The 25,091-nt window shown below is 69.2% G+C and carries 22 protein-coding genes; 15 read left to right on the top strand and 7 right to left on the bottom strand.

The window, feature by feature from the left end; translation table 11 throughout:
* Window positions 1–5 precede the first annotated feature (5 nt).
* Window positions 6–908, bottom strand: a complete 903-nt coding sequence (locus VK682_RS08515; RefSeq protein ID WP_165616855.1) for a LysR family transcriptional regulator — start codon at window positions 906–908, stop codon at window positions 6–8.
* A 91-nt stretch (window positions 909–999) separates the two neighbouring features.
* On the opposite strand from VK682_RS08515, the gene VK682_RS08510 reads away from it, so the two are divergent.
* From VK682_RS08510 to VK682_RS08485, 6 genes are all read left to right on the top strand, one after another.
* Window positions 1,000–1,959: a TAXI family TRAP transporter solute-binding subunit gene (locus VK682_RS08510; RefSeq protein ID WP_230795512.1), complete on the top strand. Its 960-nt coding sequence runs from the start codon at window positions 1,000–1,002 to the stop codon at window positions 1,957–1,959.
* A 1-nt stretch (window position 1,960) separates the two neighbouring features.
* Entirely contained in the window at window positions 1,961–3,820 is a 1,860-nt protein-coding gene (locus tag VK682_RS08505) for a TRAP transporter permease (RefSeq protein ID WP_089849132.1), read from the top strand.
* Window positions 3,817–5,127, top strand: a complete 1,311-nt coding sequence (locus VK682_RS08500) for an acyclic terpene utilization AtuA family protein (protein WP_230795510.1) — start codon at window positions 3,817–3,819, stop codon at window positions 5,125–5,127. The genes VK682_RS08505 and VK682_RS08500 overlap by 4 nt, the downstream gene beginning before the upstream one ends.
* The gene (locus tag VK682_RS08495; RefSeq protein WP_089849136.1) at window positions 5,114–5,410 is read left to right on the top strand and encodes an AtuA-related protein; all 297 of its coding nucleotides are present in this window, start codon (window positions 5,114–5,116) and stop codon (window positions 5,408–5,410) included. Before VK682_RS08500 ends, VK682_RS08495 begins: the two co-directional genes overlap by 14 nt.
* Before the next feature lie 59 nt (window positions 5,411–5,469).
* Window positions 5,470–5,820 carry a hypothetical protein gene (locus VK682_RS08490; RefSeq protein WP_324781673.1) on the top strand — a complete coding sequence of 117 codons (351 nt, stop codon included), beginning with the start codon at window positions 5,470–5,472 and terminating at the stop codon, window positions 5,818–5,820.
* A gap of 106 nt (window positions 5,821–5,926) precedes the next feature.
* Window positions 5,927–7,282: a PepSY-associated TM helix domain-containing protein gene (locus tag VK682_RS08485; RefSeq protein ID WP_324781672.1), complete on the top strand. Its 1,356-nt coding sequence runs from the start codon at window positions 5,927–5,929 to the stop codon at window positions 7,280–7,282.
* A 42-nt stretch (window positions 7,283–7,324) separates the two neighbouring features.
* Here VK682_RS08485 and VK682_RS08480 read toward each other — a convergent pair whose 3' ends face one another.
* Genes VK682_RS08480 through VK682_RS08460 form a run of 5 tightly spaced genes read right to left on the bottom strand, consistent with a single transcriptional unit; the run spans window position 7,325 to window position 11,999 of the window.
* Complete coding sequence (locus tag VK682_RS08480) at window positions 7,325–7,918, bottom strand: ABC transporter ATP-binding protein (RefSeq protein WP_089849142.1); 594 nt, start codon at window positions 7,916–7,918, stop codon at window positions 7,325–7,327.
* Window positions 7,911–8,687, bottom strand: a complete 777-nt coding sequence (locus VK682_RS08475; RefSeq protein ID WP_230795505.1) for an ATP-binding cassette domain-containing protein — start codon at window positions 8,685–8,687, stop codon at window positions 7,911–7,913. The genes VK682_RS08480 and VK682_RS08475 overlap by 8 nt, the downstream gene beginning before the upstream one ends.
* Window positions 8,687–9,499: an ABC transporter permease gene (locus VK682_RS08470; protein WP_230795503.1), complete on the bottom strand. Its 813-nt coding sequence runs from the start codon at window positions 9,497–9,499 to the stop codon at window positions 8,687–8,689. Before VK682_RS08470 ends, VK682_RS08475 begins: the two co-directional genes overlap by 1 nt.
* Window positions 9,496–10,485: an ABC transporter permease gene (locus tag VK682_RS08465; RefSeq protein WP_230795502.1), complete on the bottom strand. Its 990-nt coding sequence runs from the start codon at window positions 10,483–10,485 to the stop codon at window positions 9,496–9,498. The genes VK682_RS08470 and VK682_RS08465 overlap by 4 nt, the downstream gene beginning before the upstream one ends.
* Window positions 10,464–11,999, bottom strand: a complete 1,536-nt coding sequence (locus tag VK682_RS08460) for an ABC transporter substrate-binding protein (protein WP_230795501.1) — start codon at window positions 11,997–11,999, stop codon at window positions 10,464–10,466. Before VK682_RS08460 ends, VK682_RS08465 begins: the two co-directional genes overlap by 22 nt.
* A gap of 154 nt (window positions 12,000–12,153) precedes the next feature.
* On the opposite strand from VK682_RS08460, the gene nikR reads away from it, so the two are divergent.
* A complete protein-coding gene (gene nikR, locus VK682_RS08455; RefSeq protein ID WP_324781671.1) occupies window positions 12,154–12,576 on the top strand; it encodes a nickel-responsive transcriptional regulator NikR in 423 nt (140 codons plus the stop codon).
* 9 nt (window positions 12,577–12,585) lie between these two features.
* Here the strand turns inward: nikR and cobO are convergent, their stop codons facing one another.
* Window positions 12,586–13,200, bottom strand: coding sequence for a cob(I)yrinic acid a,c-diamide adenosyltransferase (gene cobO / locus VK682_RS08450; RefSeq protein WP_230795500.1), 615 nt, complete (start codon window positions 13,198–13,200; stop codon window positions 12,586–12,588).
* A 198-nt stretch (window positions 13,201–13,398) separates the two neighbouring features.
* Between cobO and VK682_RS08445 the strand changes: the two genes are divergently transcribed.
* From VK682_RS08445 to VK682_RS08410, 8 genes are all read left to right on the top strand, one after another.
* Window positions 13,399–13,983, top strand: coding sequence for an ANTAR domain-containing response regulator (locus VK682_RS08445; protein ID WP_089849289.1), 585 nt, complete (start codon window positions 13,399–13,401; stop codon window positions 13,981–13,983).
* Window positions 13,980–15,155, top strand: a complete 1,176-nt coding sequence (locus VK682_RS08440; protein ID WP_230795499.1) for an ABC transporter substrate-binding protein — start codon at window positions 13,980–13,982, stop codon at window positions 15,153–15,155. Before VK682_RS08445 ends, VK682_RS08440 begins: the two co-directional genes overlap by 4 nt.
* 267 nt (window positions 15,156–15,422) lie before the next feature.
* Window positions 15,423–16,790 carry a CmpA/NrtA family ABC transporter substrate-binding protein gene (locus VK682_RS08435; RefSeq protein ID WP_324781670.1) on the top strand — a complete coding sequence of 456 codons (1,368 nt, stop codon included), beginning with the start codon at window positions 15,423–15,425 and terminating at the stop codon, window positions 16,788–16,790.
* A 45-nt stretch (window positions 16,791–16,835) separates the two neighbouring features.
* On the top strand, window positions 16,836–17,918 hold the full coding sequence (locus VK682_RS08430) for an ABC transporter permease (protein ID WP_324781669.1): 1,083 nt from the start codon (window positions 16,836–16,838) through the stop codon (window positions 17,916–17,918).
* Between the two features lie 5 nt (window positions 17,919–17,923).
* Window positions 17,924–19,609, top strand: a complete 1,686-nt coding sequence (locus tag VK682_RS08425) for an ABC transporter ATP-binding protein (RefSeq protein ID WP_324781668.1) — start codon at window positions 17,924–17,926, stop codon at window positions 19,607–19,609.
* Between the two features lie 5 nt (window positions 19,610–19,614).
* Complete coding sequence (nirB, locus tag VK682_RS08420) at window positions 19,615–22,047, top strand: nitrite reductase large subunit NirB (RefSeq protein ID WP_230795495.1); 2,433 nt, start codon at window positions 19,615–19,617, stop codon at window positions 22,045–22,047.
* A gap of 50 nt (window positions 22,048–22,097) precedes the next feature.
* Window positions 22,098–22,427 (top strand): nitrite reductase small subunit NirD, encoded by a 330-nt coding sequence (gene nirD / locus VK682_RS08415; RefSeq protein WP_230795813.1) that lies wholly within the window; start codon window positions 22,098–22,100, stop codon window positions 22,425–22,427.
* Entirely contained in the window at window positions 22,424–25,048 is a 2,625-nt protein-coding gene (locus tag VK682_RS08410) for a molybdopterin-dependent oxidoreductase (protein ID WP_324781667.1), read from the top strand. The genes nirD and VK682_RS08410 overlap by 4 nt, the downstream gene beginning before the upstream one ends.
* Window positions 25,049–25,091 lie beyond the last annotated feature (43 nt).

The raw sequence follows: 25,091 nt of genomic DNA, 5'->3' as shown, positions 1-25,091 counted from the left end.
GGCGGTCAGCCGGTCGTCTCGCGCGTGACATGGGTCAGAAAGGCCTGTGCGGCGGGGGTGAGCGAGCGCCCGGTGCGGCGCACCAGCCCGATCCGGCGCTTGGCGCCAAAATCGCGGATCGGACGACGGATCAGCCGGTCGGTGCGCAGCACCGGCAGCGTCAGTTCGGGCAGGGCGGACACGCCCAGCCCCTCTGCCACCAGCGCCCCCGCCGTGGCCAGATGCGCCACCTCGAACCGGGGCGACAGCGGCTGCCCCAGCCGCAGGCAGGCACCGTCGAGCAGTTCGCGCACCGACGTGCCCTGCGCCATGGCGATGAACGGCATCCGCACCAGTTCGGCCCAGTCATAGGCGCGGTCTTCGGCCAAGGGTCCGTCGGGGGCGCCGATGGCGACAAAGGCATCATCCATCAGCGGCAGGAAGGACAGGCGGCTGCGCGCCGACACCGTGCCCGCCGCAAAGCCCAGGTCGGCGCGCCCCGTCTCCACCGCCTCGATGACGCTGCCCGACAGCGCGTCGATGATGCGCAGGTCGATGTCGGGATGGGCGGCGGAAAAGCTGCGCAGGATGCGCGGCAGCAGCGCCGTGGTCACCGAGGGCAGCCCGGCAATCGTCAGATGCCCGTGCCGCGCCGACAGATGCGCGTCAAATTCGGCCTGCGCGTCCTGCGCAGTATGCACCATCCGCTCCGCGATGCGGGCAAAGACCTCGCCGCTGCGGGTCAGGCTGACATTGCGGGTGTCGCGGTCGAAAAGCCGCGCCTCCAGCCGGTCCTCCAGCGCCGCGATCTGCCGAGACAGCGCCGAGGGCGACAGGCCCAGATCCTCGGCGGCGGCGCGGAACGATCCGCCACGCGCAAGGGCAAGCACGGCGAGATAGTCCTGCAGGGTGGCATTGTTGCGTGTCATGCAGCAATTGTGCAGATCTTGTCTGTTTTCGCAATGGACTCCCTGCGGCATCATGACCTGACCCCGAGGAGGGGGTTTTTGGGAGGATACCATGAAACACGCATTTGCCGCCCTGCTGGGCGCCACCCTGCTTGCGGGCCCCGCGCTGGCGCAGGACACGGATCTGCTGATCGGATCCACCTCGGCCTCGTCCAGCCATTACGGCTATTTCGTCGCGGTGGGGCAGATCATCAACGAAAACGCCGAAGGGCTGCGCGCCAGCGTGGTGGAAACCGGCGCGACCATGGACAACATCCGCCGCATGGCGCGCGGGCAGGTCGATCTGGGTCTGGTCACCACCAACACCGCGCAGCACGCCTATAGCGGCACCAAGGATTTCGAAGGCAACGCGCAGGATCTGCGCCTGCTCTGGGTCTACAGCAACGCGCCGCAGAACGTGGTGGTCCGGCAGGATGCGGGGGTCGACAGCCTCGAAGCTCTGGCCGAGGTGCGCTTCAACCCCGGCATCAAGGGCAGCGCCACGGAAAGCACCACCGAAGCCGTGTTCGACACGCTGGGCCTGACTGCCGATTACGTGCGCGGCTCGACCACCGACATCGTGGATGCGATCAAGGACAACCGCGTGGCGGGCTATGTCAAATCCGGATCCGGGCTGAAACTGGACGGCTCCACCATGGACGTGGCCACCACCACCGACATCGCGGTGCTGGGGCTGAGCCCGGAACAGGCCGACACGCTGCGCACCGAAATGCCGGATCTGGCGGTGGTGGACATTCCCGAAGGCGCGGCAGAAGGCGTTCCCGCCTATACCACATGGGCCTTCGGCGTGGGTGTCGCGGCACCGTCAAGCATGGATGCCGACACCGCCTATGCCATCGTCAGCGCGGTGATGGCCGACCAGACCGCGCAGGCCAATGCCATGGCAAGCCTCAAGGATGAAAGCCTTGCGCAGATGACGCTGGACTATGGCAGCATCCCGCTGCATCCCGGCGCCGCCCGCTGGTTCGAGGAACAGGGCATCGAGATCCCCGCCAAGCTGAAGGCCGAATGACATGACCGCGGAGCGCGTCCAGAAAGGACTGGCGATCCTCGTGGGCGCCTTCGTTTTCTACACGGCGGCCACCGGCCCCTTCGAGGGGCTGATCCAGCGCGCGCTGTTTCTGGCGCTGGTCTGCTGCCTTGGCTTTGCGCTCTATCCGCTGGGGGCTGGCACGCGCTGGCGCCCGGCGGGGCTGGCGCTGGATCTGGCGCTGTCCGCCGTGGTGCTGGCGGCCTGTGGCTATGTGGTCTGGAATTACGACGCCATCATGACCACCCTGCCATGGGCCACCACGCTTGACATGGTGCTGACCGCAGGGCTGGTGCTGGCGGTGCTGGAACTGGGGCGGCGCACGGTCGGGCTGATCTTTCCGGTGCTGGTGCTGCTCGGGCTGGGCTATGCGCTTTTCGGCAATCACCTGCCCGGGCCGCTGCGGCATCGCGGCTTTGACAGCGCCTTCGTGACCGAGACGATCTTTCTGGGGGATCTGGGCATCTGGGGGATGCTGACCGGCGTGGCCGCCACGGTGATCGCGGCCTTCGTGCTGTTCGGCGCGCTGCTGCTGCATACCGGGGGCGGTCAGGCCTTCATGGATCTGGCGATGCGGCTTGGCGGGCGGCAGCCGGGGGGTGCCGCCAAGATCGCCACCATCGCCAGCGGGCTTTTCGGCATGATCTCCGGATCCGCCGTGGCCAATGTGGCGACCACGGGCAATTTCACCATCCCGATGATGATCCGGCTTGGCTATCCGCGCCCCTTCGCCGCCGCGGTCGAGGCGGTGGCCTCGACGGGCGGGCAGATCGCGCCGCCGATCATGGGCGCTGCGGCCTTCGTCATGGCCGAGATTCTGGGCGTGCCCTATACCACCATCATAATGGGCGCGATCCTGCCCGCGATCCTGTTCTATGTCTCGGTCTTCGTGACGGTGCATTTTGTGGCGGTGCGGCGCGAGCTTGCCGTGGTGCCCGAGGCCGATCTGCCCGCATGGGGCACCATCCTCGCGCCGCGCCGGGTCGCGCCGATCCTCTGCGCGCTTGGGGGCTTGGGCATCGGCATCTGGCTGGGCCGCTCCATCTCCACCTCGGCGTTTTACGGGGTGATCGGGCTGCTGCTGGCCTTCGTGCTGACGCAGGCCGGGCAGCTGCGGCCCCGCGCCATGGCGGGCCGGGTGCTGGACGGGCTGGAGGATGCCGGGCGCGGCATGGTCATCATCGGCGTGCTGCTGGCGGGGGCGCAGGTGCTGGTGTCGATGATCAACCTGACCGGGATCGGGGTCACGCTGTCTTCGCTGATCGTGGCGCTGGCCGGGGATTCCGTGGTGCTGGTGGCGGGGATCGTGGGGCTTGTCTGCCTGATCATGGGCATGGGCCTGCCCACCACCGCCGCCTATGTGCTGGTGGCGGCGGTGCTGGCGCCCGCGATGACGGCGGTGGGGGTCGATCCGCTGGCCGCGCATCTTTTCGTGTTCTACTTCGCCACCATCTCGGTGATCACGCCGCCGGTCTGCGTGGCGGTCTTTGTGGCCTCGGGCATCGCCAAGACCAACTGGCTGCCCGCCGCGGGCGAGGCGGTGCGGCTGGGGGCGGTCACCTATATCGTGCCCTTCCTGCTGCTGCTCTATCCGGGGATGCTGCTGCAGGGCGGCGCGCTCGGCATCCTCGAGGCGGTGTTCGCGGGGCTGGCGCTGGTGCTGGCGGTGCCCGCCCTTCTGGCGGGGGCGCCGCTGACCGGGCGGCGCGGCGTGGATGTGGCGCTGCTGCTGGTGGTGATCGGGCTGGCAATCTTTCCGCATGTGGCGACGCCGTTTCTGGCGCTGGCCCTGTTCTTTGGCGCGCGCCATCTGGGGCACAGACAGAAAAGGGCGCTGGCATGACCACGATCCGCATTGGCGCAGGCGCCGGGTTTCAGGGCGACCGCATCGGCCCGGCGGTTGATCTGGCCGAACGCGGCGGGCTGGATTTTCTGGTCTTCGAATGCCTCGCCGAACGCACCATCGCGCTGGCGCAGCAGGCCCGGCTGGCCGATCCCGCCGCAGGCTTCGATCCCCGGCTGGAACGGCGCCTGCGCGCGGTGCTGCCCGCCTGCGCCAAGGCAGGCACGCGCATCGTCACCAATATGGGGGCGGCCAATCCCCGCGCCGCCGCCGCCCGCGCCCGCGCCGTCGTGGCCGAGCTTGGGCTCGACCTCAAGGTGGCGGCGGTCACCGGCGATGATGTGCTGGACCGCATCGGCGGGCAGGTGCTGGACGAGACCGGGCGCCCCGCCCGCGATCTGGGGGCGCGGCTGATCTCGGCCAATGCCTATATCGGGGTGGGCGGCATCGTGGCGGCGCTGGCGCAGGGGGCAGATATCGTGATCTGTGGCCGCGCCTCCGATCCGGCGCTGTTCCTTGCGCCGCTGGTCCATCACTTCGGCTGGGCCATGGATGACTGGACCCGGCTGGGGCGGGGCACGCTGGTCGGGCATCTGCTGGAATGTTCGGCGCAGATCACCGGGGGCTATTTCGCCGATCCCGGCGTGAAGGACGTGCCGGGGCTCGCGCATCTGGGTTTTCCGCTGGCCGAGGTGGCGGAGGATGGCACGGCTGTCATCACCAAGCTGCCGGGCACCGGCGGCCTTGTCAGCCGCGCCACCTGCACCGAACAGCTGCTTTATGAAATCCACGATCCCGCCCGTTACATGCAGCCCGATGTCATCGCGGATTTTTCCGGCGTGACGCTGGACCAGATCGGCCCGGACCGGGTGCGCGTGGCGGGGGCCGCAGGGCAGGCGCCCTCGGGGCTGCTGAAAGTCTCGGTCGGCTATCGTGACGGCTGGCTGGGAGAGGGGCAGATCTCCTATGCGGGGGCGAACTGCGTGGCGCGCGGAGAACTGGGGCTGGAGATTCTGGACGAGCGGCTGCGCGAGGCGGCGATCCTTGAACGGCGCGGCGATCTGATCGGCGCGCAGGCCGAGGCCCCGCGCGAGGTGCGGCTGCGCTATGCCGCGCGCTGCGCCGACCGGCTGACCGCGCAGAGCGTGGCCGAGGAGGTGGAGGCGCTTTACCTCTGCGGTCCCGCCGCCGGGGGCGGGGTCACAACCACGCTGCGCGAGATCGTGGCCATCGCCTCGACGCTGATGCCCGCAGGGCAGGTACCCGTGCGCGCCGAACTGGAGGAGGTGCAGCATGCGCCTGCATGACCTGGCCCATGGCCGCACCGGCGACAAGGGCGACGTGTCCAACATCTCTGTCATCGCCTACCGGGCGGAGGATTTCCCGCGCCTGCTGGCCGATCTGACCCCGGCGCGGGTTGCCGCCCATCTGGGCCAGCCAGAGGCGTCCGTGACCCGCCATGTCCTGCCGCAGCTGCAGGCGCTGAACTTCGTGCTGCGCGGCGCGCTGACCGGCGGCGTCACCCGGTCGCTGGCGCTGGACGCGCATGGCAAATGCCTGTCCTCGGTGCTGCTCGACATGGATCTGTAACGCCGCCTGCGACAGTGTTTCGGCTTTTCCGCCGCGCGCCCGCGTGGCATGTGAGGGCCATGTCGATCCGGCGCGCCACAGCTGTTCTTGCCGTCCTGCTTGCGGTCCTCCTTGGGGGGACCGGGGTCGGCTCGGCGCGCGCCATGGCGCCGGACCGCGACACGGTCGCCCTGCAGATGCTCGACCAGATCTACGGGCTTGCCGCCGGTGATCTTTGCGGCGAGGAGGCGGGCCATGCGCTGACCTGCCCGCTGTGCCACGGCCTGCCCGAGGCGCCGGTCTTCGGGGCCACCGGGCGCGAGGCGGCGCTGGTGCCGCATGACGGCTGGCGCAGGCTTGCCGATCTGCACCGCGCCGCACAGGCGCGCAGGCTCTGTCATTCGCCAAGGGCACCGCCGGTCCTGACCTGACGGCCCGCAGGCCGTGCTGACCGCACCGGACCGCGCGCGGGGCTTCCGCGCGCCCCGATCCTTGGCATCTGCCCGCCCTCGACGGCGGGGTTTCAGGACTGACCTCATGACCGACACTTCCCCGCGCGCGGCCAGCGCCGCGCTTTACCGTGCCATCTGGCGCTGGCATTTCATCGCAGGACTGCTGATCCTGCCTTTCGTGCTGATCCTTGCCGTGACCGGCGCAATCTATCTGTTCAAGGACGAGATCAACGACGCCGCCTATCGCCCGCTGCGCTTTGTCGACCCGGCAACAACCGCGCCGCTGCTGCCCTCGCAGATCACCGAAGCCGCCCTTGCGGCGCATCCCGGCACGCTGCGCGCCTATAGCCCCGCACCTGCGCCCGACCGCAGCGCCGAGGTCGACATCCTGGGCGAAGACGGGCTGCGCGACACGGTCTATGTCGATCCCTATCGCGGCACCGTGCTTGGCACGCTCTGGGATGGCGGGGCGGCGGGCAGCCCTGCGATGTTCGTGGTGCGCAAGCTGCACTCGCTTGACTACGTGGGCTGGTTCGGCAACCGCCTGATCGAGGCGGCGGCGGGCTGGATGGTGCTGCTGGTGGCGACCGGCACCTATCTGTGGTGGCCGCGCGGCAGCAGGCTTGGCACCGTGCGGATCAAGGCCACGCGCGGGCGCCCGTGGTGGCGCGACCTGCACGCGGTGACCGGGCTTTATAGCGGCATGTTCATCGTGTTTCTGGCGCTGACCGGCCTGCCATGGTCGGGGGTCTGGGGCGGCAAGTTCTACGACTATTCCTATGCGCTGGGGCTGGGCATCCCCGATGGCTACTGGTCCGGGGCGCCCGTCTCGACCGTGCCGGTGAAAGACGCGGTGGATCGCGCGCCATGGATCATGGAAAACCAGCCGCTGCCGCTGTCCGGTGCCAGCGAAGGCCCGGTGCAGCCGCTCGACACCGTCGTGGCGCGGGTCGAGGATCTGGGGCTCGTGCCCGGCTATGCCGTCACCATCCCCGGCACGCCGGAAGGGGTGTTCACCGCCTCGGTCTATCCCGATGACATCACCTATGAACGGGTGATCCATCTGGATCAGTATAGCGGCGCCGTGCTGTATGATGCGGATCTGGCCGATCTGGGCACGCTGGGACGCTGGGCCGAATGGGGTATCAGCGTGCATATGGGGCAGGAATTCGGCCTGCTGAACCAGATCGTGCTGCTGCTGGCCTGCCTTGCCATGATCGCGCTCTGCCTCTCCGCCTCGGTCATGTGGTGGAAACGCCGCCCCTCGGGATCGCTGGGCGTGCCGCAGGTGCCGACCGACTGGCGCATCCCGCGCATGCTGCTGCTGATGGCGGTGGCGGCGGGGCTGTTCTTTCCGCTGGTGGGCCTGTCGATGCTGGCGCTGGCGGGGGTGGAACTGGCGGTGCATCTGCGCCGCCGCCGCCGCCTGCGCATGGCCTGATAGCACTCTTGGGCGTCCGGTCCGCCGGGCGCCCGCCTGCGGCTAGGGGAGCCGCAGGATCCGGGACGCGATGCGGTCCAGCAGCGCCGCGTCATGGCTGATGGCCAGCACGGCAAGCCCGGTCCGCTCTGCCAGATCGCGCAGCACCTGCCAGATCCGCGCCTGCGACAGCGCGTCCATGGAGGCGGTCAGCTCGTCCGCGACCAGAACGCGGGGGGCCGCGCCAAGCGCGCGCAGCAGCGCCACCCGCTGCAGCTGCCCGCCGGAAAGCTCCTGCGGAAACCGGTCCAGCCAGTCGGGCGCCACCTGCAGCAGCCCCGCCAGCGCCGGATCGGGCGGCCCCGCCTCGGCCAGCACCCGATTGATGCGCCAGCGCGGGTTCATCGCCATCTGCGGATGCTGCGCCACATATTGCACCGGACAGGGGCCGCGCCGGGGCAGGGGGGCGCCGTCCAGCGTGACCCTGCCCGCGCGCGGCGGGTGCAGCCCCGCCAGCACCCGGCCCAGCGTGGTCTTGCCAGAGCCGGAGGGCCCGGCAAGGCCAAGGATTTCGCCCCGCGCCAGATGCAGCGACAGATCCGCCAGCACCGGTGCCGCGCGGCCATGCCCGGCGGTGATGCCCCGCGCCTCAAGCATCGGGGTCAAAGCCGTTCTGCGGCAGCGCCCGCCACAGCGCGCGGGCATAGGCGCTGGAGAGCGCGTCACCTTGGCCCGCAAAATCCGCCGCCCGTTCTTCGGCCCGCATCCCGCCCTCGGCCAGCACGGCGACGCGATGCGCCAGCGGCAGGATCGCGGGCAGGTCATGGCTGATGAGCAGCACCGCCGCCCCGCGCGCGGCCTCGGCGCGGAGGCGGTCCAGCAGGCGGGCGGCGCTGGCGGGATCAAGCCCCACGGTCGGCTCGTCGGCGATCAGCAGATCGGGCTGCCCCGCGCCCGCCGCCGCCGCCAGCACCCGCCGCGCCATGCCGCCCGACAGCTGGTGCGGGTAAAGCCGCGTCGTGCCCTGCGGCAGCGCCAGCGCGGCAAGCCGCGCGCCCAGATCGGCGCGCGCGCCCACGCGGCGGGCCGCCCATGCCAGCTGCCGCCCCACCCGCGCCGTGGGATCGAGATGCGAGGCCTGCTGCGGCAGAAAGGCGATGCGCCGCCCGCGCAGCCCCGGCGGATAGGGTTGGCCCAGCACCTGCCCGTCAAACTCCAGCGTGCCGCGCAGCCGGGCATTGCGCGGCAGCAGGCCAAGAATGGCATGGGCGATCAGGCTTTTGCCCGCGCCAGAGCCGCCCACCAGCGCCAGCACCTCGCCCGGGGCCAGCCGCAGCGACACGCCCCGCACCCCCGGCACCTCCACCTGCCGCAGCAGGCCAGCATAGCGGCGAAAGGTGATGGTGACATCGCGCAGCACCAGCATCAGAGCCGCGCCTCTGCCGGAGAGAGCAGCCGCCGCAGGCTGCCGCCCAGCAGATCGAAGGCCAGCACCAGCGCCAGCAGCATGGCCCCCGGAAAGACCGCCAGCCACCAGCGGCCCGCACCCAGATGGCGCATCGCCTCGGCGAGCATGACGCCCGTGGCCGGGCGCGACGGGTCCAGCCCGAAGCCGAGAAAGGTCAGCCCTGCCTCGTGCAGGATGGCATGGGGGAACATCAGCAGCACCCCCACCAGCAGCTGCGGCGCCAGATGCGGCAGCACGTGATGGACCAGCACGAAGCGGCGCGGACGCCCCAGCGCGCGCGAGGTTTCGACATAGGGCATCGCCATGACCTGCCGCAGTTCGCCGCGCAGGATGCGCGCCAGCCGGGGCCAGTGGCTCACCGCGATGGCAAGGATCACCGCCGCCGTGCCGCCGCCCAGCATGAAGGACAAGAGCAGCAGCAGCAGCAGATGCGGCAGCGCCAGCATCACATCGGTGACAAACCCCGCCACCGCATCGGCGCGCCGCCCCAGCCCCGCCAGACCCGCCACCGCCACCGCGATCAGCGCCGACAGCCCCGCCGCCGCCAGCCCGACCCGCAGGCTGAGCGCGAGCCCGTGCAGGCTGCGCGCCAGCAGGTCGCGGCCCATGTGATCGGTGCCGAAGGGATGCGCGGGCGACGGCGGCAGCAGCCGCGCGCCAAAATCGGCGGCGATGCCGCGCGCGCCCAGCCCCCATGACGCCAGCGCCACCGCAAGGATCAGGGCAGCGGCAAGCCCCGCCGCCGCGATCAGGCGCAGCCGCCCGGTCATGCCGCCCCGGTCAGGCGCGGATCCATCCGCCGCGCCAGCGCATCGGCCAGAAGGTTGCCGCAGGACACCACCAGCGCCGTCAGCAGCGCGATCGCCATCAGCAGCGGCACATCGCCCTTCAGCCCCGCCTCCACCGTGGCGCGGCCCAGCCCCGGCCATGCAAAGACCTGTTCGGCCAGAACCGAGCCGCCGATGATCTCTCCGGTGGTGGCAAAAAGGGCTGCCAGCGCGGGCAGCCCGGCATTGCGCGCGGCGTGGCGCAGCAGGATGTCGGGCAGGCCCGCCCCCTGCGCGCGGGCCAGCAGCACATAGTCCGAGGCCAGAACCTCGATCACCTTCATGCGGGTGTGCAGCGCGATCTGCGCCACGCCGAACAGCGTGAGCACCGCCAGCGGCAGCGCCAGATGCGCCAGCCGCTGGCCCGGCGTCACCTCGTCGGGGGGCAGGCCGATGGGCCCCGCGCAGCAGACCGGCGCCCAGCCCAGAGTGACCGCGAAGAGCGCGAGCGCCAGCATCCCCAGCCAGAAGGTCGGCGTGGCCGCCAGAAGATAGCACCAGAGCCGGATGATCCGGTCCGGCCAGCGGCCTTCGGTGGTGCCCGCGACCAGCCCCAGCGCAAAGCCAAGCAGCCCCGACAGCGCCCATGCAAGCCCCGTCAGCGCCAGCGAGGCCAGCCCGCGCTCTGCCAGAACCTGCGTCACCGGCGCGTTATAGGCGGTGCTGTGCCCGGCATTGCCCGTCAACAGCTGCCCGGCCCATCGCAGGAATTGCGTGGCGGGCGACTGGTCCAGCCCCCATGCGGCGGCGATCTGCGCGGTCTGTTCGGGCCCCACCCGCGCCATCGCGGGCCCCAGATAGGCGGTGACCGGATCCACCGGCGAGGCCTTCATCATAGCAAAGACCGCCAGCGCCACGACGGTCAGCAGCAGCACCTGCCGCGCAAGAAGCCGCAGCGCCCGCATGGTCAGTCGCAGGTCCAGCGCCATTGCGCAAGCGTCGCGGTGACGGGCCAGCCATGGCCATGCGGTTCGATCTGCGTCTGCCCCAGATCCAGGCAAGGATTGGCGAAATAGACATGATCCAGATTGACCAGCCACGCCCAGGCATTGTCGCCCGCCAGCCCGTATTGCGCTGCAGCCTCGGCCCAGATCGGGAAGGAGGCTTCGAGGCTGGGGGCGGCCTGCGCTTCGGCAAAAAGCTGCTCTACCTGCGGATTGGCGTAGAAGCCGGGGTTCATGTAGCCGACCCCGCCCAGACCGGCGGCATAAAGGCTGTAAAGCTGAAACGGCGAATGGCTGCCGAAGCCGAAGATCACCGGTTCGGCATGCATCACCCGTTCGATGCTGTCCCAGCTGCCGCCCTTGGGCGTGGCCTCGATCCCCAAGGGGCGCAGCAGTTCGGCCACGGTTTCGGCCAGCGCCTGCCGGGTGGGATCGGAGGCGGGGTAATGGACCGGGAAGGCGGCGCGCTGGCCGTCCTTGGCGCGGATGCCATCTGCGGCGGGGATCCAGCCCGCCTGATCCAGAAGCTGCCGCGCCGCCTCGGGGTCGGGGGTTATGCGGTCCTTGGGCCCTGCCCATGGCAGACCGTCGGCGGGGCCAAAGGCGGGCGTGCCATGGCCGTTCAGCGCCACATCCACCACCAGATCGCGGTCGAGGCCCAGATTGATCGCGCGCCGCACCGCCGGGTCGGAGGTGACGGCATGGCCAATGCGCCGCCCCGCCTCGTCGCGCGGCGGCGGGAAGGGCAGGCTCAGCCCGCGATTGTCCACCGTGCGCGCTGTCACGGCGTGGAACCCCTCGGGCCGCGCATCGGCCAGCTGCGCGGGCACCGAGACCAGATGCACCGCCCCCGCCCGCGCCGCCGCGAGCCCAGCATCGGCGCCGGTGAACAGGAAGGTCAGCCGGTCAAAGGCGCCGGGCGTGCCGTGATAGGCCGGATTGCGTTCGACGATCAGCTGCTCGCCCTCGGTCCATGACACCATCCGGTAGGGACCGCTGCCCACCGGCGCGCGGCCATAATCCGGGCCGTAGCTGGCGGCAGGCACGATGCCGAGCGTGTAGAAGGTTTCGGCAAAGGTGATCCACGGGCGGCTCAGGGTGATCTGCAGATGGTGATCGTCCAGCGCCCGGGCCTGCACCATCACGCTCAGGTCATGGGCGCCGGGCGCGCGCTTGGCCTGTTCATAGGTGAAGGCCACGTCATGGGCGGTCAGCGGCGTGCCGTCGGAAAACCGCAGATCCGGGCGCAGCGAGATGGTCCATGTCAGCCGGTCCTGCGACAGATCCCAGTCTGTGGCCAGATCGGGCACGGTGGCCAGATCCGCATCGCGCCGCAGCAGGGTGGACTGGAAGAGCGGCGTGCCATAGCTGCCCCAGCCCAGCACCGGATCAAAGCCCGTGTCCGGCTCGCCGCCAAGCGCCAGCACCAGATCGGGCGCGGCCTGAACCGGGGCGCATCCCAGCAGCAGGGCGGCCGCCGCCGCGCGGATCGGTGTCATCTGCCTGTCCCCTCGTATGACATATTTTCGAAATCCGCATACCGTTGATCTTTGCCCCCCGCAATGGCAGGGCTTGCGGCGCGCGGGCGGCAGCGGCAAAAATCGGATGGCGGCAGCAGGGCTGCCCGGATCGCAGGCACAGACCGGAGGCACCATGCAGCGCGTGACCGTGATGCTCGACGATGATCTGATGGCGGAGCTTGACGCGCTGATGGCCGCGCGCGGCTACCAGAACCGGTCAGAGGCCATCCGCGACATGGCCCGCGCCGGGCTGGCGCGCGCCCGCACCGAGGCCGCGCCCGATGCGCCCTGCGTCGCGGCGCTGGTCTATACCTATGACCACCGCGCGCGCGAAGTGGCGCGGCAGCTGACCTCGGCGCATCATGACCATCCCGATCTGGCGGTCTCCTCGCTGCATGTGCATCTGGACCATGACACCTGTCTGGAAGTGTCGATCCTGAAAGGGCAGGTGGCCGAGGTGCGGCATTTCACCGATCACCTCGTGTCCCGCCGCAATGTCCAGAATGGCGAGGTGGTGATCATCCCGGTGCCCCAGCGCGGCAGCGCCGGGGCCTGAGCGCCGGGATCAGAATTCCACGCCCTTCTGTGCCTTGATGCCGTCGCGGAACGGGTGCTTGAGCAGCGTCATCTCTGTCACCAGATCGGCGGCTTCGATCAGTTCCGGCTTGGCGTTGCGCCCGGTCAGGCAGACATGGGTCATCTGCGGCTTGCGGGTCAGCAGGAAATCCACCACCTCGTCGATGTCCAGATAGTCGTAGCGCAGCGCGATGTTGATCTCGTCCAGCAGCACGAAGCGGATCTCGGGATCAAGGATCTGCTCCTGCGCGATCTGCCAGCCGCGCCGGGCGGCGGCGATGTCGCGCTCGCGGTCCTGCGTGTCCCAGGTGAAACCCTCGCCCGAGACGAAAAAGCGGCATTCCCCGGCAAAGCGGTTGCGCAGCATCTCGGCCTCGCCGGTGACCCATGTGCCCTTGATGAACTGCACCACCGCGCAGGGCATCCCGTGGCCGATGCAGCGCAGGATCATCCCGAAGCCGGAGGAGGATTTGCCCTTGCCCGATCCGGTATGCACCATGATCAGACCTTTCTCCTCGGTCTTGGTTTCCATCATGCGGTCGCGCGCGGCCTTGATGCGGCGCATCTTTTCGGCGTGACGGGTGTTGAGGTCGTCTTCGGTCATGGGCGGTCCTTGATCTGGCTGGGGGATGCGGCATCGCTGCGGCATCCGGTCCCGCCCGGTGTAAACCGCCGGGGCGCGCCAGACCAGCGCCCAAGTTTTGGGCACACAGCCCGGGGCAGGGCCCCGCAGCCGCCCGCCGCGCCGCAGGACGGGCCGGTGCCGCTTGTGGAGATGCGGCCCACGCGCCATGGATCGGCCATGACATCAAAGCTGACAGTTGTGGTGGTCGAGGAAGACCGGGACCGGGCGCTCGCCATCGTGGACGCGCTGAAGGACAGCTGCGACTGCGATCTGTTCGTCATCGGCACCACCTCGGGTCTGGCGCGGCGCATCGCGGCCCATGCGCCCGATGTGGTGCTGATCGATGTCGACAACCCCACCCGCGACATGCTGGAGGAACTGACGCTGGCCTCCGGCCCGCTGGAGCGGCCCGTGGCGATGTTCGTCTCCCGCGCGGCGGGCGGTCTGGCGCAGGCCGCGATCGAGGCGGGGGTGTCGGCCTATGTGGTGGACGGGCTGAAACCGGAACGGCTGCTGCCGGTGCTGGAGGTGACCATCGCGCGCTTCCGCATGTTCCGGCAGATGCGCATCGAACTGGCCGAAACCCGCCGCGCGCTGGAAGAACGCAAGGTCATCGACCGTGCAAAGGGGCTGCTGATGAAGGCCAAGGGCATCGACGAGGATGCGGCCTATGCGCTGCTGCGCCGCACCGCGATGGATCAGGGCCGCCGCGTGGCCGAGGTGGCCGAAGCGCTGGTCACCGCCTCGGGGCTGCTGCGATGAGACCGGTTCCGCTGCCGGTCGCCTATATGCCGCTGGTCGATGCGGCCCCGCTGATCATCGCGCAGGAGATGGGCTTTGCCGAGGCCGAGGGCATCGCGCTTGATCTGGTGGCGGCGCCCTCGTGGTCCTCGGTCCGCGACATGCTGGCCTTTGGCCGGGTGGATGCGGCGCATCTGCTGTCGCCGGTGCCGGTGGCCATGGCCATGGGGCTGGGCGGGGTCAGCACCCCCGTCTCCGCCGTGTCGGTGCTGTCGGTCAATGGCAATGTGATCGGCGTGGGCCGCGCGCTGGAACAGGCGCTGCGGGCGCAGGGCTTCGGCTTCGATTTTGCCGATGCGCGGGCGGCGGCCACGGCGCTGGCGGCGGTGGCCGAGGGGCCCATCGTCTTTGGTGTGCCCTTTCCGTTTTCCATGCATGTGGAACTGCTGCGCTACTGGGTCGAGCATACTGCGCTGGCGGGCTGCGGCATCGACATCCGCACCGTGCCGCCGCCGCTGATGGCGCAGGCGCTGGCCGAAGGCGATGTGGACGCGTTCTGCGTGGGCGAGCCGTGGGGCTCGGTCGCGGTGGAACAGGGCGCGGGCGCGCTGCTGCTGCCGGGCCGCGCGATCTGGGCCTTTGCCCCGGAAAAGGTGCTGGCGGTGCGCACCGACTGGGCCGAGACCGAACCGCATCTGCTGGGCCGCCTGATGCGGGCGGTGTGGAAGGCCGGGCGCTGGCTGTCCCATCCCGAAAGCCGCACCACCACCGCCGAGATCCTGTCGCGCCCCGACTGGCTGGGTGTGCCCGCCGAAGTGATCGACCGGGCGCTGTCGGGCCGGTTCATCATTTCGGGGCGGGCCGAGCAGCGGCAGGTGGCGGGGTTTGTCGGCTTCCATCAGGGGGCGGCGAGCTTTCCGTGGCGCAGTCAGGCGCGCTGGATCGGCGACCGGCTGGCGCTGGCGCAGGGCCTGCCACGGGGTTCCGCGCGCGATCTGGGGGCGGCGGTGTTCCGCAGCGATCTCTACCGCGCGCATATGGCGGAAACCGATGCCGATCTGCCCGGCGCTTCGGAAAAGCTGGAGGGCGCGATTCGCCATCCCACCGCCATCGCGTCGCAGAAGGGCCAGCTGAGCCTGCTGCAGGACGCGTTTTTTGATGGCCGCATTTTTGACCCCAGCCGCATCGACTGACTAAATTCCGGGCGCCGCGCCGCGCAGGCCGGGGTTTTTGCCGGAAACGGCCGCCAAGGGGCCGCTTTCCTGTTTGCCCGACGCTGCTTTGCGGCATGATGAGGACAGCGGCCTGCAATGGCGTGGGCCGCGCCGAATTTTCCCGATGACAGGGATACCTGAGCAAGGTCGCTCGCGCTCCACCGGACCCCCGGTCGGATGTGCAGCGGCCTTTTTTGCGTTTTGCGCCCCCCTTCCGGCCCTTTGGCCGTTTCGAAAGGACAGATGATGAAGACCCTGCTTCTCGTATGTGCCACGACCAGCGCGCTGGCGGGCCCCGCCATGGCCCAGATGCTTGATCTGGAAAAGGATGAGCTGACCTTCGGCTTCATCAAGCTGACCGATATGGCCCCGCTCGCCGTGGCTTATGAAAAGGGTTATTTTCTGGACGAGGGGCTGTTTGTCACGCTGCAGGCGCAGGCCAACTGGAAGGTGCTGCTGGATGGCGTGATCGGCGGGCAGCTGGACGGCGCGCATATGCTGGCCGGTCAGCCGCTGGCCGCCACCATCGGCTTTGGCACCAAGGCGCATATCGTCACGCCGTTTTCCATGGACCTGAACGGCAACGGCATCACCGTGTCGAACGAGGTCTGGGAAAAGATGCTGCCGCATGTGCCGAAACAGGCAGATGGCCGTCCGCAGCATCCGATCAGCGCCGAGGCGCTGGCGCCGGTGGTCGATGCCTTCCGCGCCGAAGGCCGGCCCTTCAACATGGGCATGGTGTTTCCGGTCTCCACCCATAATTACGAACTGCGCTACTGGCTGGCGGCGGGCGGGCTCAATCCTGGCTATTACAGCCCCGACAACATCTCCGGCCAGATCGCGGCGGATGTGCTGCTGTCGGTGACGCCGCCGCCGCAGATGCCCGCCACGCTGGAGGCGGGCACCATCAACGGCTATTCGGTGGGCGAGCCGTGGAACCAGCAGGCGGTGTTCAAGGGCATCGGCGTGCCGGTCATCACCGACACCCAGATCTGGAAGAACAACCCCGAAAAGGTCTTCGGCATCACCGCCGAGTTTGCCGAAGCCTATCCCAACACCACGCTGGCCCTAACCAAGGCGCTGATCCGCGCCGCGATCTGGCTGGACGAGAACGACAATGCCAACCGCGCCGAGGCGGTGGAGATGCTGGCGCGGCCCGAATATGTGGGCGCCGATGCCGAGGTGATCGCCAATTCCATGACCGGCTTTTTCGAGTTCGAAAAGGGCGACCGCCGCGACATCCCCGATTTCAACGTGTTCTTCCGCTACAACGCCACCTATCCGTTCTATTCGGATGCCATCTGGTATCTGACCCAGATGCGCCGCTGGGGCCAGATCGCCGAGGCGATGCCGGATCAGTGGTATCATGACACCGCCGAAAGCGTTTACCGGCCCGACATCTATCTGCAGGCCGCGCGGATGCTGGTGGACGAGGGGCTCGCCCCCGAGGACGGCTTTCCGTGGGGCAGCGACGGCTACAAGGCGCCGACACCTGCCGCCGACATCATCGACGCCATCCCCTATGACGGCCGCGCGCCCAATGCCTATCTGGACAGCCTGCCGATCGGGCTGAAGGGCGCGCAGGTCGTGGTGGGCAACGAGGTGCAGGGCTGATCCCGCCCCGCGCCGCTTTCCCCTCCTCCTGACGAAAGGCACCCCATGACCACCGTGGACCCCAACTTCGCCCCCTCCGCCACCCGCGAGGCCCGCCGCGCCCGGCTTTTCACCCGCATCGCCACCGCCGACCGCTGGTTCCGCGTGCTGGGGCTGGCATGGATCACCCCCCTGCTGCGCGCCGCAGCCGGCGACAACCCGCGCGGCCAGCTGTCCGAGATCTGGCGGCTGCTGCTGGTGCCGCTGCTGGCCATCGCCCTGTTCCTGCTGGCATGGGGCGTGCTGGCGCCCAAGGTGCAGACCTCGCTGGGGGCGGTGCCCGGTCCGGCGCAGGTCTGGGCCGAGGCGAAGGTCTTGCATCAGGACGCGCAGGCCAAGGCGGCGCAGCAGGCCAAGTTCGAGACCATGGTGGAGGCCCGCAATCAGAAGCTGATCGAGGCGGGCCGCCCCGAGGAGGTCAAGCAGATCGCCTATACCGGCGCGCCCAGCTATTACGACCAGATCGGCACCTCGATCCGCACGGTGTTCTTCGGCTTCGTGGTGGCGACGCTGGTGGCGGTGCCCTTGGGCATCCTTGCCGGACTGTCCCCCACCGCCAATGCCGCGCTGAACCCGCTGATCCAGATCTTCAAGCCGGTGTCGCCGCTGGCATGGCTGCCCATCGTGACCATGGTGGTCTCGGCGGTCTATGCCACGCAGGATGGCTGGCTGTCGAAATCCTTTCTGATCTCGGCCATCACCGTGACGCTCTGTTCGCTGTGGCCGACGCTGATCAACACGGCGCTTGGCGTCGCCTCCATCGACCGGGATCTGGTGGCGGTGTCCAAGGTGCTGAAGATGTCCACATGGGCCAAGATCACCCGGCTGGTGCTGCCTTCGGCGCTGCCGCTGATCTTTACCGGGCTGCGGCTGAGCCTTGGCGTGGGCTGGATGGTGCTGATCGCGGCAGAGATGCTGGCGCAGAATCCGGGGCTTGGCAAATTTGTCTGGGACGAGTTCCAGAACGGATCCTCCTCCAGCCTCGCGCGGATCATGGTGGCGGTGCTGACCATCGGCCTCATCGGCTTCCTGCTTGATCGGGTGATGTTCGCGCTGCAGCAGCTTTTCACCTTCTCGAACAATCGGTGAGCGCCATGTCCGTCCTGACCTTTGACAATGTCTGCAAGAGCTTCGGCACCGGCACCCATCGCCGGGAGGTGCTGCGCAACATCGACCTGACCGTGGCGGAGGGGGAGTTTGTCGTCATCCTTGGCTTTTCCGGCACGGGCAAGACCACGCTGATCAACCTGATGGCGGGGCTTGATCGCCCCGACAGCGGCACCGTCAGCTTTCGCGGCGCCCCCGTCACCGGACCGGGACCGGAGCGCGGCGTGATCTTCCAGAGCTACGCGCTGATGCCGTGGCTGACCGTGGCGGGCAATGTGCGGCTGGCGGTGGAGGCGGTGTTTCCGCGCCTGTCCCGCGCCGAGAAGGCCGCGAAGGTGGCTCATTACGTGCAGATGGTGGGGCTGGCCCATGCCGCGCATCGCCGCCCGGCGGAACTGTCGGGGGGGATGCGGCAGCGGGTGAACGTGGCGCGCGCGCTGGCCATGTCACCGGAGGTGCTGCTGCTGGACGAGCCGCTGTCGGCGCTGGACGCGCTGACCCGCGCCAATCTGGCCACAGAGATCGAACGGCTGTGGCAGGCGGAGCGCAAGACCTGCGTGCTGATCACCAATGACGTGGACGAGGCGCTGGTGCTGGCCGACCGCATCATCGCGCTCAATCCCGACGGCACGCTGGGGGCGGAATTCCGCGTGACCATCCCCCGCCCGCGCGACCGCGGCGCCATGAACCATGACGAGACCTTCAAGAAGCTGCGCGGCGCCGTCACCAAATATCTGATGGATGTGGGCATCCAGCAGCGCCGGGACCAGACCCGGCATCTGCCCGACGTGACGCCGATCCATGCCCTGCCCGCCGCCCTGCGTCAGGCGCAGGACGGGCTGATCGCCGAACGGTTTCTGGATTTCAGCCAGTTGCACAAGGTCTATGCCACGCCCAAGGGGCCGCTGACCGTGGTGGAGGATTTCGACCTCAAGATCGACCGGGGCGAATTCATCAGCCTGATCGGCCATTCCGGCTGCGGCAAATCCACCGTGCTGACCATGGCGGCGGGGTTGAACGGCATCTCCAAGGGCGCGATCAAGCTCGACGGGCGCCATGTGATGGGGGCCGATCCGGAACGCGCCGTGGTGTTTCAGTCGCCGAACCTGTTCCCGTGGCTGACCGCGCGCGAAAACGTCGCCATCGGCGTCGACAAGGTCTATCCCCGCGCCAGCCGCGCCGAACGGCAGGATGTGGTGGACTATTACCTTGAACGGGTGGGGCTGGGCGATGCCATGACCCGCCCCGCCAGCACCCTGTCGAACGGCATGCAGCAGCGGGTGGGCATCGCGCGGGCCTTCGCGCTGTCGCCCAAGCTGCTGCTGCTGGATGAACCCTTCGGGATGCTGGACAGCCTGACCCGCTGGGAATTGCAGGACGTTCTGATGGAGGTCTGGCAGCAGACCGGCGTCACCGCGATCTGCGTCACCCACGATGTGGACGAGGCGATCCTGCTGGCCGACCGGGTGGTGATGATGACCAACGGCCCGCAGGCCACCATCGGCCGCATCACCAAGGTCGATCTGCCGCGCCCGCGCTCCCGCAAGGCGCTGCTGGAACACCCCGATTATTACGCCTACCGGCAGGAGGTGCTCGATTTCCTTGAGGACTACGAGCATGGCGCAAAACCCGCGCCCCGGACGGCAAAACCGCAAGCCCTCGCCGCGGAGTGACCCCCATGAAACAGAAACTCGTCGTGATCGGCGCCGGCATGGCCTCGGGCCGGGTGCTGGAACAGCTAACCGAAACCGCCCCCGATGCCTTTGACATCACCCTGTTCAATGGCGAAAGCCGGGGCAATTACAACCGCATCATGCTGTCCCCGGTGCTGTCGGGCGACAAGACCTATGAGGACATCGTCACCCATGACGCGGCGTGGTATGCTGCGCGCGGCATCACCTGCCGCTTTGGCGAACACGTCACCCGCATCGACCGCGAGGCCAAGGTTGTGGTGGGGCAGGGCGGCGAGGTGGCCTATGACCATCTGCTGATCGCCACCGGATCGGCGCCCTTCGTCATCCCGGTGCCCGGGCGTGACCTTCCGGGCGTCGTCACCTATCGCGACCTTGACGACACCGAAGCGATGATCGACGCGGCGGCGCGCGGTGGCTCCGCCGTGGTGATCGGCGGCGGCCTGCTGGGGCTGGAGGCGGCGGCGGGGCTGGCCGGGCGCGGCATGGCGGTGACCGTGGTGCATCTGATGGGCCATCTGATGGAACGCCAGCTTGACGAGGCGGCGGGCTATCTGCTGCGCCGCGATCTGGAGGCGCGCGGCATCACCGTGCGCACGCAGGCCTCGACCAAGGCCATTCTGGGCGAGGACCGCGCCGAGGCCGTGCTGCTGGAAAACGGCGACCTGCTGCCCGCCGATCTGGTGGTGATGGCGGTCGGCATCCGCCCCGAAACCCGGCTGGCCACCGATGCGGGCCTGCAGGTGGCGCGCGGCATCGAGGTGGACGCGCAGATGGTCACCTCGGATCCCGCTATTCTGGCCGTGGGCGAATGCGTGGAGTTTTCCGGGCAGCTCTTCGGGCTGGTGGCGCCGCTTTACGATCAGGCCAAGGTGGCGGCGCAGACCCTGCTGGGGCGGCCCGATGCCTTTGTGCTGCGCGACACCGCGACCAAGCTGAAGGTGACGGGCTGCGATCTGTTTTCGGCGGGGGATTTTGCCGCAGGGCCGGGCCGCGAGGACATCGTCTACCGCGATCCCGCGCGCGGCATCTACAAGCGGCTGGTCATCGAAGGCGACCGTCTGGTGGGTGCGGTGATGTATGGCGACACCGCCGATGGCGCGTGGTTCTTCGGCCTCATCAAGGACGGTACCGAAATCGACGCGATGCGCGACACGCTGATCTTTGGCCCCGGCTTTCAGGGAGGATCCGCCGCGGACCCTTTGTCGGCCGTTGCAGCCTTGCCGCCTGAGGCGGAAATCTGTGGCTGCAACGGCGTCTGCAAGGGCACCATCGTTCAGGCGATCGAGGGCGGGGCGCAGGATCTGGGCGGTCTGCGCGCCGCCACCAAGGCCAGCGCCTCCTGCGGGACATGCACGGGGCTGGTGGAGCAGCTGCTGCAGGTGACGCTGGGCGAGGGTTACAGCGCGCCCGCCGCGCGGCCCGTCTGCACCTGCACCGAGCTTACGCATGAAGACGTGCGGCGGCTCATCAAGGCCAAGGCGCTGAAAAGCCAGCCCGCCGTCTGGCAGGAACTGGGCTGGACCACCCCCAATGGCTGCCATGTCTGCCGTCCGGCGGTGAATTTCTATCTGCTGGCCGACTGGCCGCTGGAATATCTGGACGATCCGCAGAGCCGCTTCGTCAATGAACGCAAGCACGCCAACATCCAGAAGGACGGCACGTTTTCCGTGGTGCCGCGCATGTGGGGCGGCATCACCAACCCGGTGGAACTGCGCGCCATCGCCGATGCGGCGGAAAAATACGGCGCCCAGACCGTCAAGGTCACCGGCGGGCAGCGGATCGACCTGCTGGGCATCAAGGGCGAGGATCTGCCCGCGATCTGGTCGGATCTGAACCGGGCGGGGCTGGTGTCGGGCCATGCCTATTCCAAGGGCCTGCGCACCGTCAAAACCTGTGTCGGGACCGATCACTGCCGGTTCGGCACGCAGGACAGCACCGGGCTCGGCATCAAGCTGGAACAGACGCTGTGGGGATCGTGGACGCCGCACAAGGTCAAGCTGGCGGTGTCGGGCTGCCCGCGCAACTGCGCGGAGGCCACCTGCAAGGATGTGGGCATCATCTGCGTCGACAGCGGCTACCAGATCGGCGTGGCCGGGGCGGCGGGCATGGATCTGAAGGAAACCGAACGTCTGGCGGATGTGGCCACCGAACAGGAGGCGATGGATCTGACCGTGGCCTTCATCCAGCTTTACCGTGAAAACGCCAGATATCTCGACCGGCCCTATAAATGGGTGGCGAAGGTCGGGCTCGACTGGGTCAAGGCGCGGGTGGTGGACGATCCCGCCGAACGCCGCCGCCTGATCGAGGCGTTCGAACTGTCGCAGAGCATCTATCGCAAGGATCCTTGGGCCGAACATGCCGACCGGGGCCGCGCCTATGCGCCGCTTGCCGATCTGACGCGGGAGGCGGCGGAATGACCGGCGCCGCAGTGCTGACCCCCAAGCTGACCCCGGAACAGGAGGGCCTCATGGACTGGATCGACATTGGCGCGCTGGAGGACATCCCCGAACGCGGCGCGCGGGTGGTCAAGACGCAGGCGGGCTGCGTGGCGCTGTTCCGCACCGGCCCCGAGGAGGTGTTCGCCACCGCCGATGCCTGCCCGCACCGGGGCGGCCCGCTGTCCGAAGGCATCGTGCATGGCCGCCGCGTCACCTGCCCGCTGCACAGCTGGGTCTTCGATCTGGAAAGCGGCGCGGCCTTGGGCGAGGACGCGCGGCTTGCCACCTATGCCGTGCGACTTGTGGCGGGGCGGGTGCTGCTGGACGGCCGCCTGCTGGCCAAACGGTCCGCCGCATGACAGCCGCGCCCGAAATCCGCTCCACCTGTCCTTATTGCGGCGTGGGCTGCGGCGTGCTGCTGCGGCGCGAGGGCGGCGGCGGGCTGGCGGTGCGCGGTGATCCTGCGCATCCCGCCAATCGCGGCAGGCTCTGTTCCAAGGGATCCGCGCTTGGCGAAACCGTGGGGCTGGAGGGGCGCCTGCTGTCGCCGCGCGTCTTGGGCCGCGACACCGACTGGGACACGGCGCTGGATCATGTGGCCACGCGGTTCCGCGACACCATCGCCACGCATGGCCCCGACAGCGTCGCCTTCTACGTCTCCGGCCAGCTGCTGACCGAGGATTATTACGTCGCCAACAAGCTGATGAAGGGCTTCATCGGTTCGGCCAATATCGACACCAATTCGCGGCTCTGCATGGCCTCCACCGTGGCGGGGCACCGCCGCGCCTTCGGCAGCGACACCGTGCCCGGCACCTATGACGATCTGGAAGAGGCCGATCTGGTGGTGCTGGTGGGCAGCAACCTTGCATGGTGCCATCCAGTGCTGCACCAGCGGCTGCTGGCCGCGCGCAAGGCGCGGGGCACACAGATCGTGGTCATCGATCCGCGCCGCACCGCCAGCTGCGACGGGGCCGACCTGCACCTGCCGCTGGCCCCCGGCAGCGATGTGGCGCTGTTCAACCACGTGCTGGCCGAGATCGACCGGGCCGGAGCGGTGGATCCCGATTTCCTGACCCGCACCGAAGGGATCGAGGCTGCCCTTGCCGCCGCCCGGGCCGAGGATCCGGGCCTGACCGGGCTGGATCCCGGTGATCTGGCGGCGTTCTGCCGGATGTGGATCGGCACGACGCGGGTGGTGACGGTGTTCAGCCAGGGCGTGAACCAGTCCAGCAGCGGCAGCGACAAGGTGAACGCGATCCTGAACTGCCATCTGGCCACCGGGCGGATCGGCAGGCCGGGCATGGGGCCGTTTTCCGTCACCGGCCAGCCCAATGCCATGGGCGGGCGCGAGGTGGGCGGGCTTGCCAACATGCTGGCCGCCCATCTGGATCTGGACAATCCCGGTCACCGCGCGGCGGTGCAGGGGTTCTGGCAGGCGCCCGCGCTGCCGCAGGCGCCGGGGCTGAAGGCGGTGGACATGTTCCGCGCCGTGGCGGACGGGCGCATCCGCGCGCTGTGGGTCATCCACACCAACCCCGCCGTGACCCTGCCGCAGGCGGATCAGGTGCGCGATGCCATCGCCGCCTGTCCTTTTGTGGTGGTCAGCGACATCACCGCCGCCACCGATACCGCCCGGCTGGCGCATGTGCTGCTGCCCGCCACCGCATGGGGCGAAAAGGACGGCACCGTCACCAATTCCGACCGCACCATCAGCCGCCAGCGCGCGGCCCTGCCTGCCCCCGGTGCCGCACGGCCCGACTGGGACATCCTTGCCGAACTGGGCCGCCGCATGGGCTGGGCGCGGGCCTTCGACTATGCCAGCCCCGCCGAGATCTTCCGCGAACATGCCGCCCTGTCGGGGATCGCGGGCGGCTTCGGGCGGGATTTCGACATCTCCGCGCTGGCGGGGCTGGATGCGGCGGGTTATGCCGCCCTGCCTCCGACCCGCTGGCCGGTCAGTGCCACGCGGCAGGGCGGGCGGTTCTTTGGCGACGGGCGGTTCTATCACCCGGATGGCAAGGCGCGGCTGCTGGCGCTGCGCCACCGTCCGCCCGTCACCGCCGGGGGCGCGCGCCATCCCTTCACGCTCAACACCGGGCGCATCCGCGACCAGTGGCACACCATGACCCGCACCGGGCTCAGCCCGCGCCTGTCGGCGCATCTGGCGGAGCCGTTTCTGGACATTCACCCCGCCGATGCCGGTGATCTGGGCATCGCCCCCGCCGATCTGGTGCAGGTGCAGAACCCCACGGGCCGCGCCATCCTGCGCGCGCGCCTGACCCCCGTACAGGCGCGCGGGCAGGTCTTCGCGCCGATCCACTGGACCGGAGAGACCGCGCCCTCGGCCCGGATCGACGCGCTGGTGCCGCCGGTGACGGATCCGGTCTCGGGCCAGCCCGAAAGCAAGGCGGCGCGGGTGGCGCTGCGCCGGTTTGATGCGGCGTGGTATGGCTTTGCCGTCTCTGTCACCGCGCCGGCGTTTGACAGCGCGTATTGGGCGCTGGCGCGCACGACAGCGGGCTACCGCGCGGAACTGGCCGGGCAGACCGAGCCGGAGGACTGGGTGGAGGAGGCGCGGCGCCTGCTGCGCGCGCCCGGTGCAGAGGCGCTGTCGATCCTTGATGCCGCACGGGGCCGGGCGCGGGTCGCGCTCTATCAGGAGGGGCGGCTGCTGGGGGCGCTATACGTGGCGCGCGAACCCGTGGCGCTGCTGCGCGACCATCTCGCCACGCTGCCCGGCACCGAAGCAAGGCAGGCGTTGGCCGGGCGCCCCCCGGCGGACCAGCCCGATCCCGGCCCGGTGCTCTGCGCCTGTTTCAACGTCGGGGTCAACACGCTGGTCCACGCCATCGAAACGCAGCAGCTGATGGATGTCGATGCCATCGGCGCGGCGCTGCAGGCGGGCAGCAATTGCGGATCCTGCCGTCCGGAACTGGCGGCGCTGCTGAACAGCCTGCGCCAGAGGCAGGCCGCCGAATAGCCGGAGGGCGCGGGGCGGGGGGTTGCCACCCCCACCCCGGAGA

The organism is Salipiger marinus (assembly GCF_035481585.1).
GTDB lineage: Bacteria > Pseudomonadota > Alphaproteobacteria > Rhodobacterales > Rhodobacteraceae > Salipiger > Salipiger marinus.
Note: the sequence above shows the minus strand (reverse complement) of the source record. Positions and strands in the feature narration are given on the sequence as shown.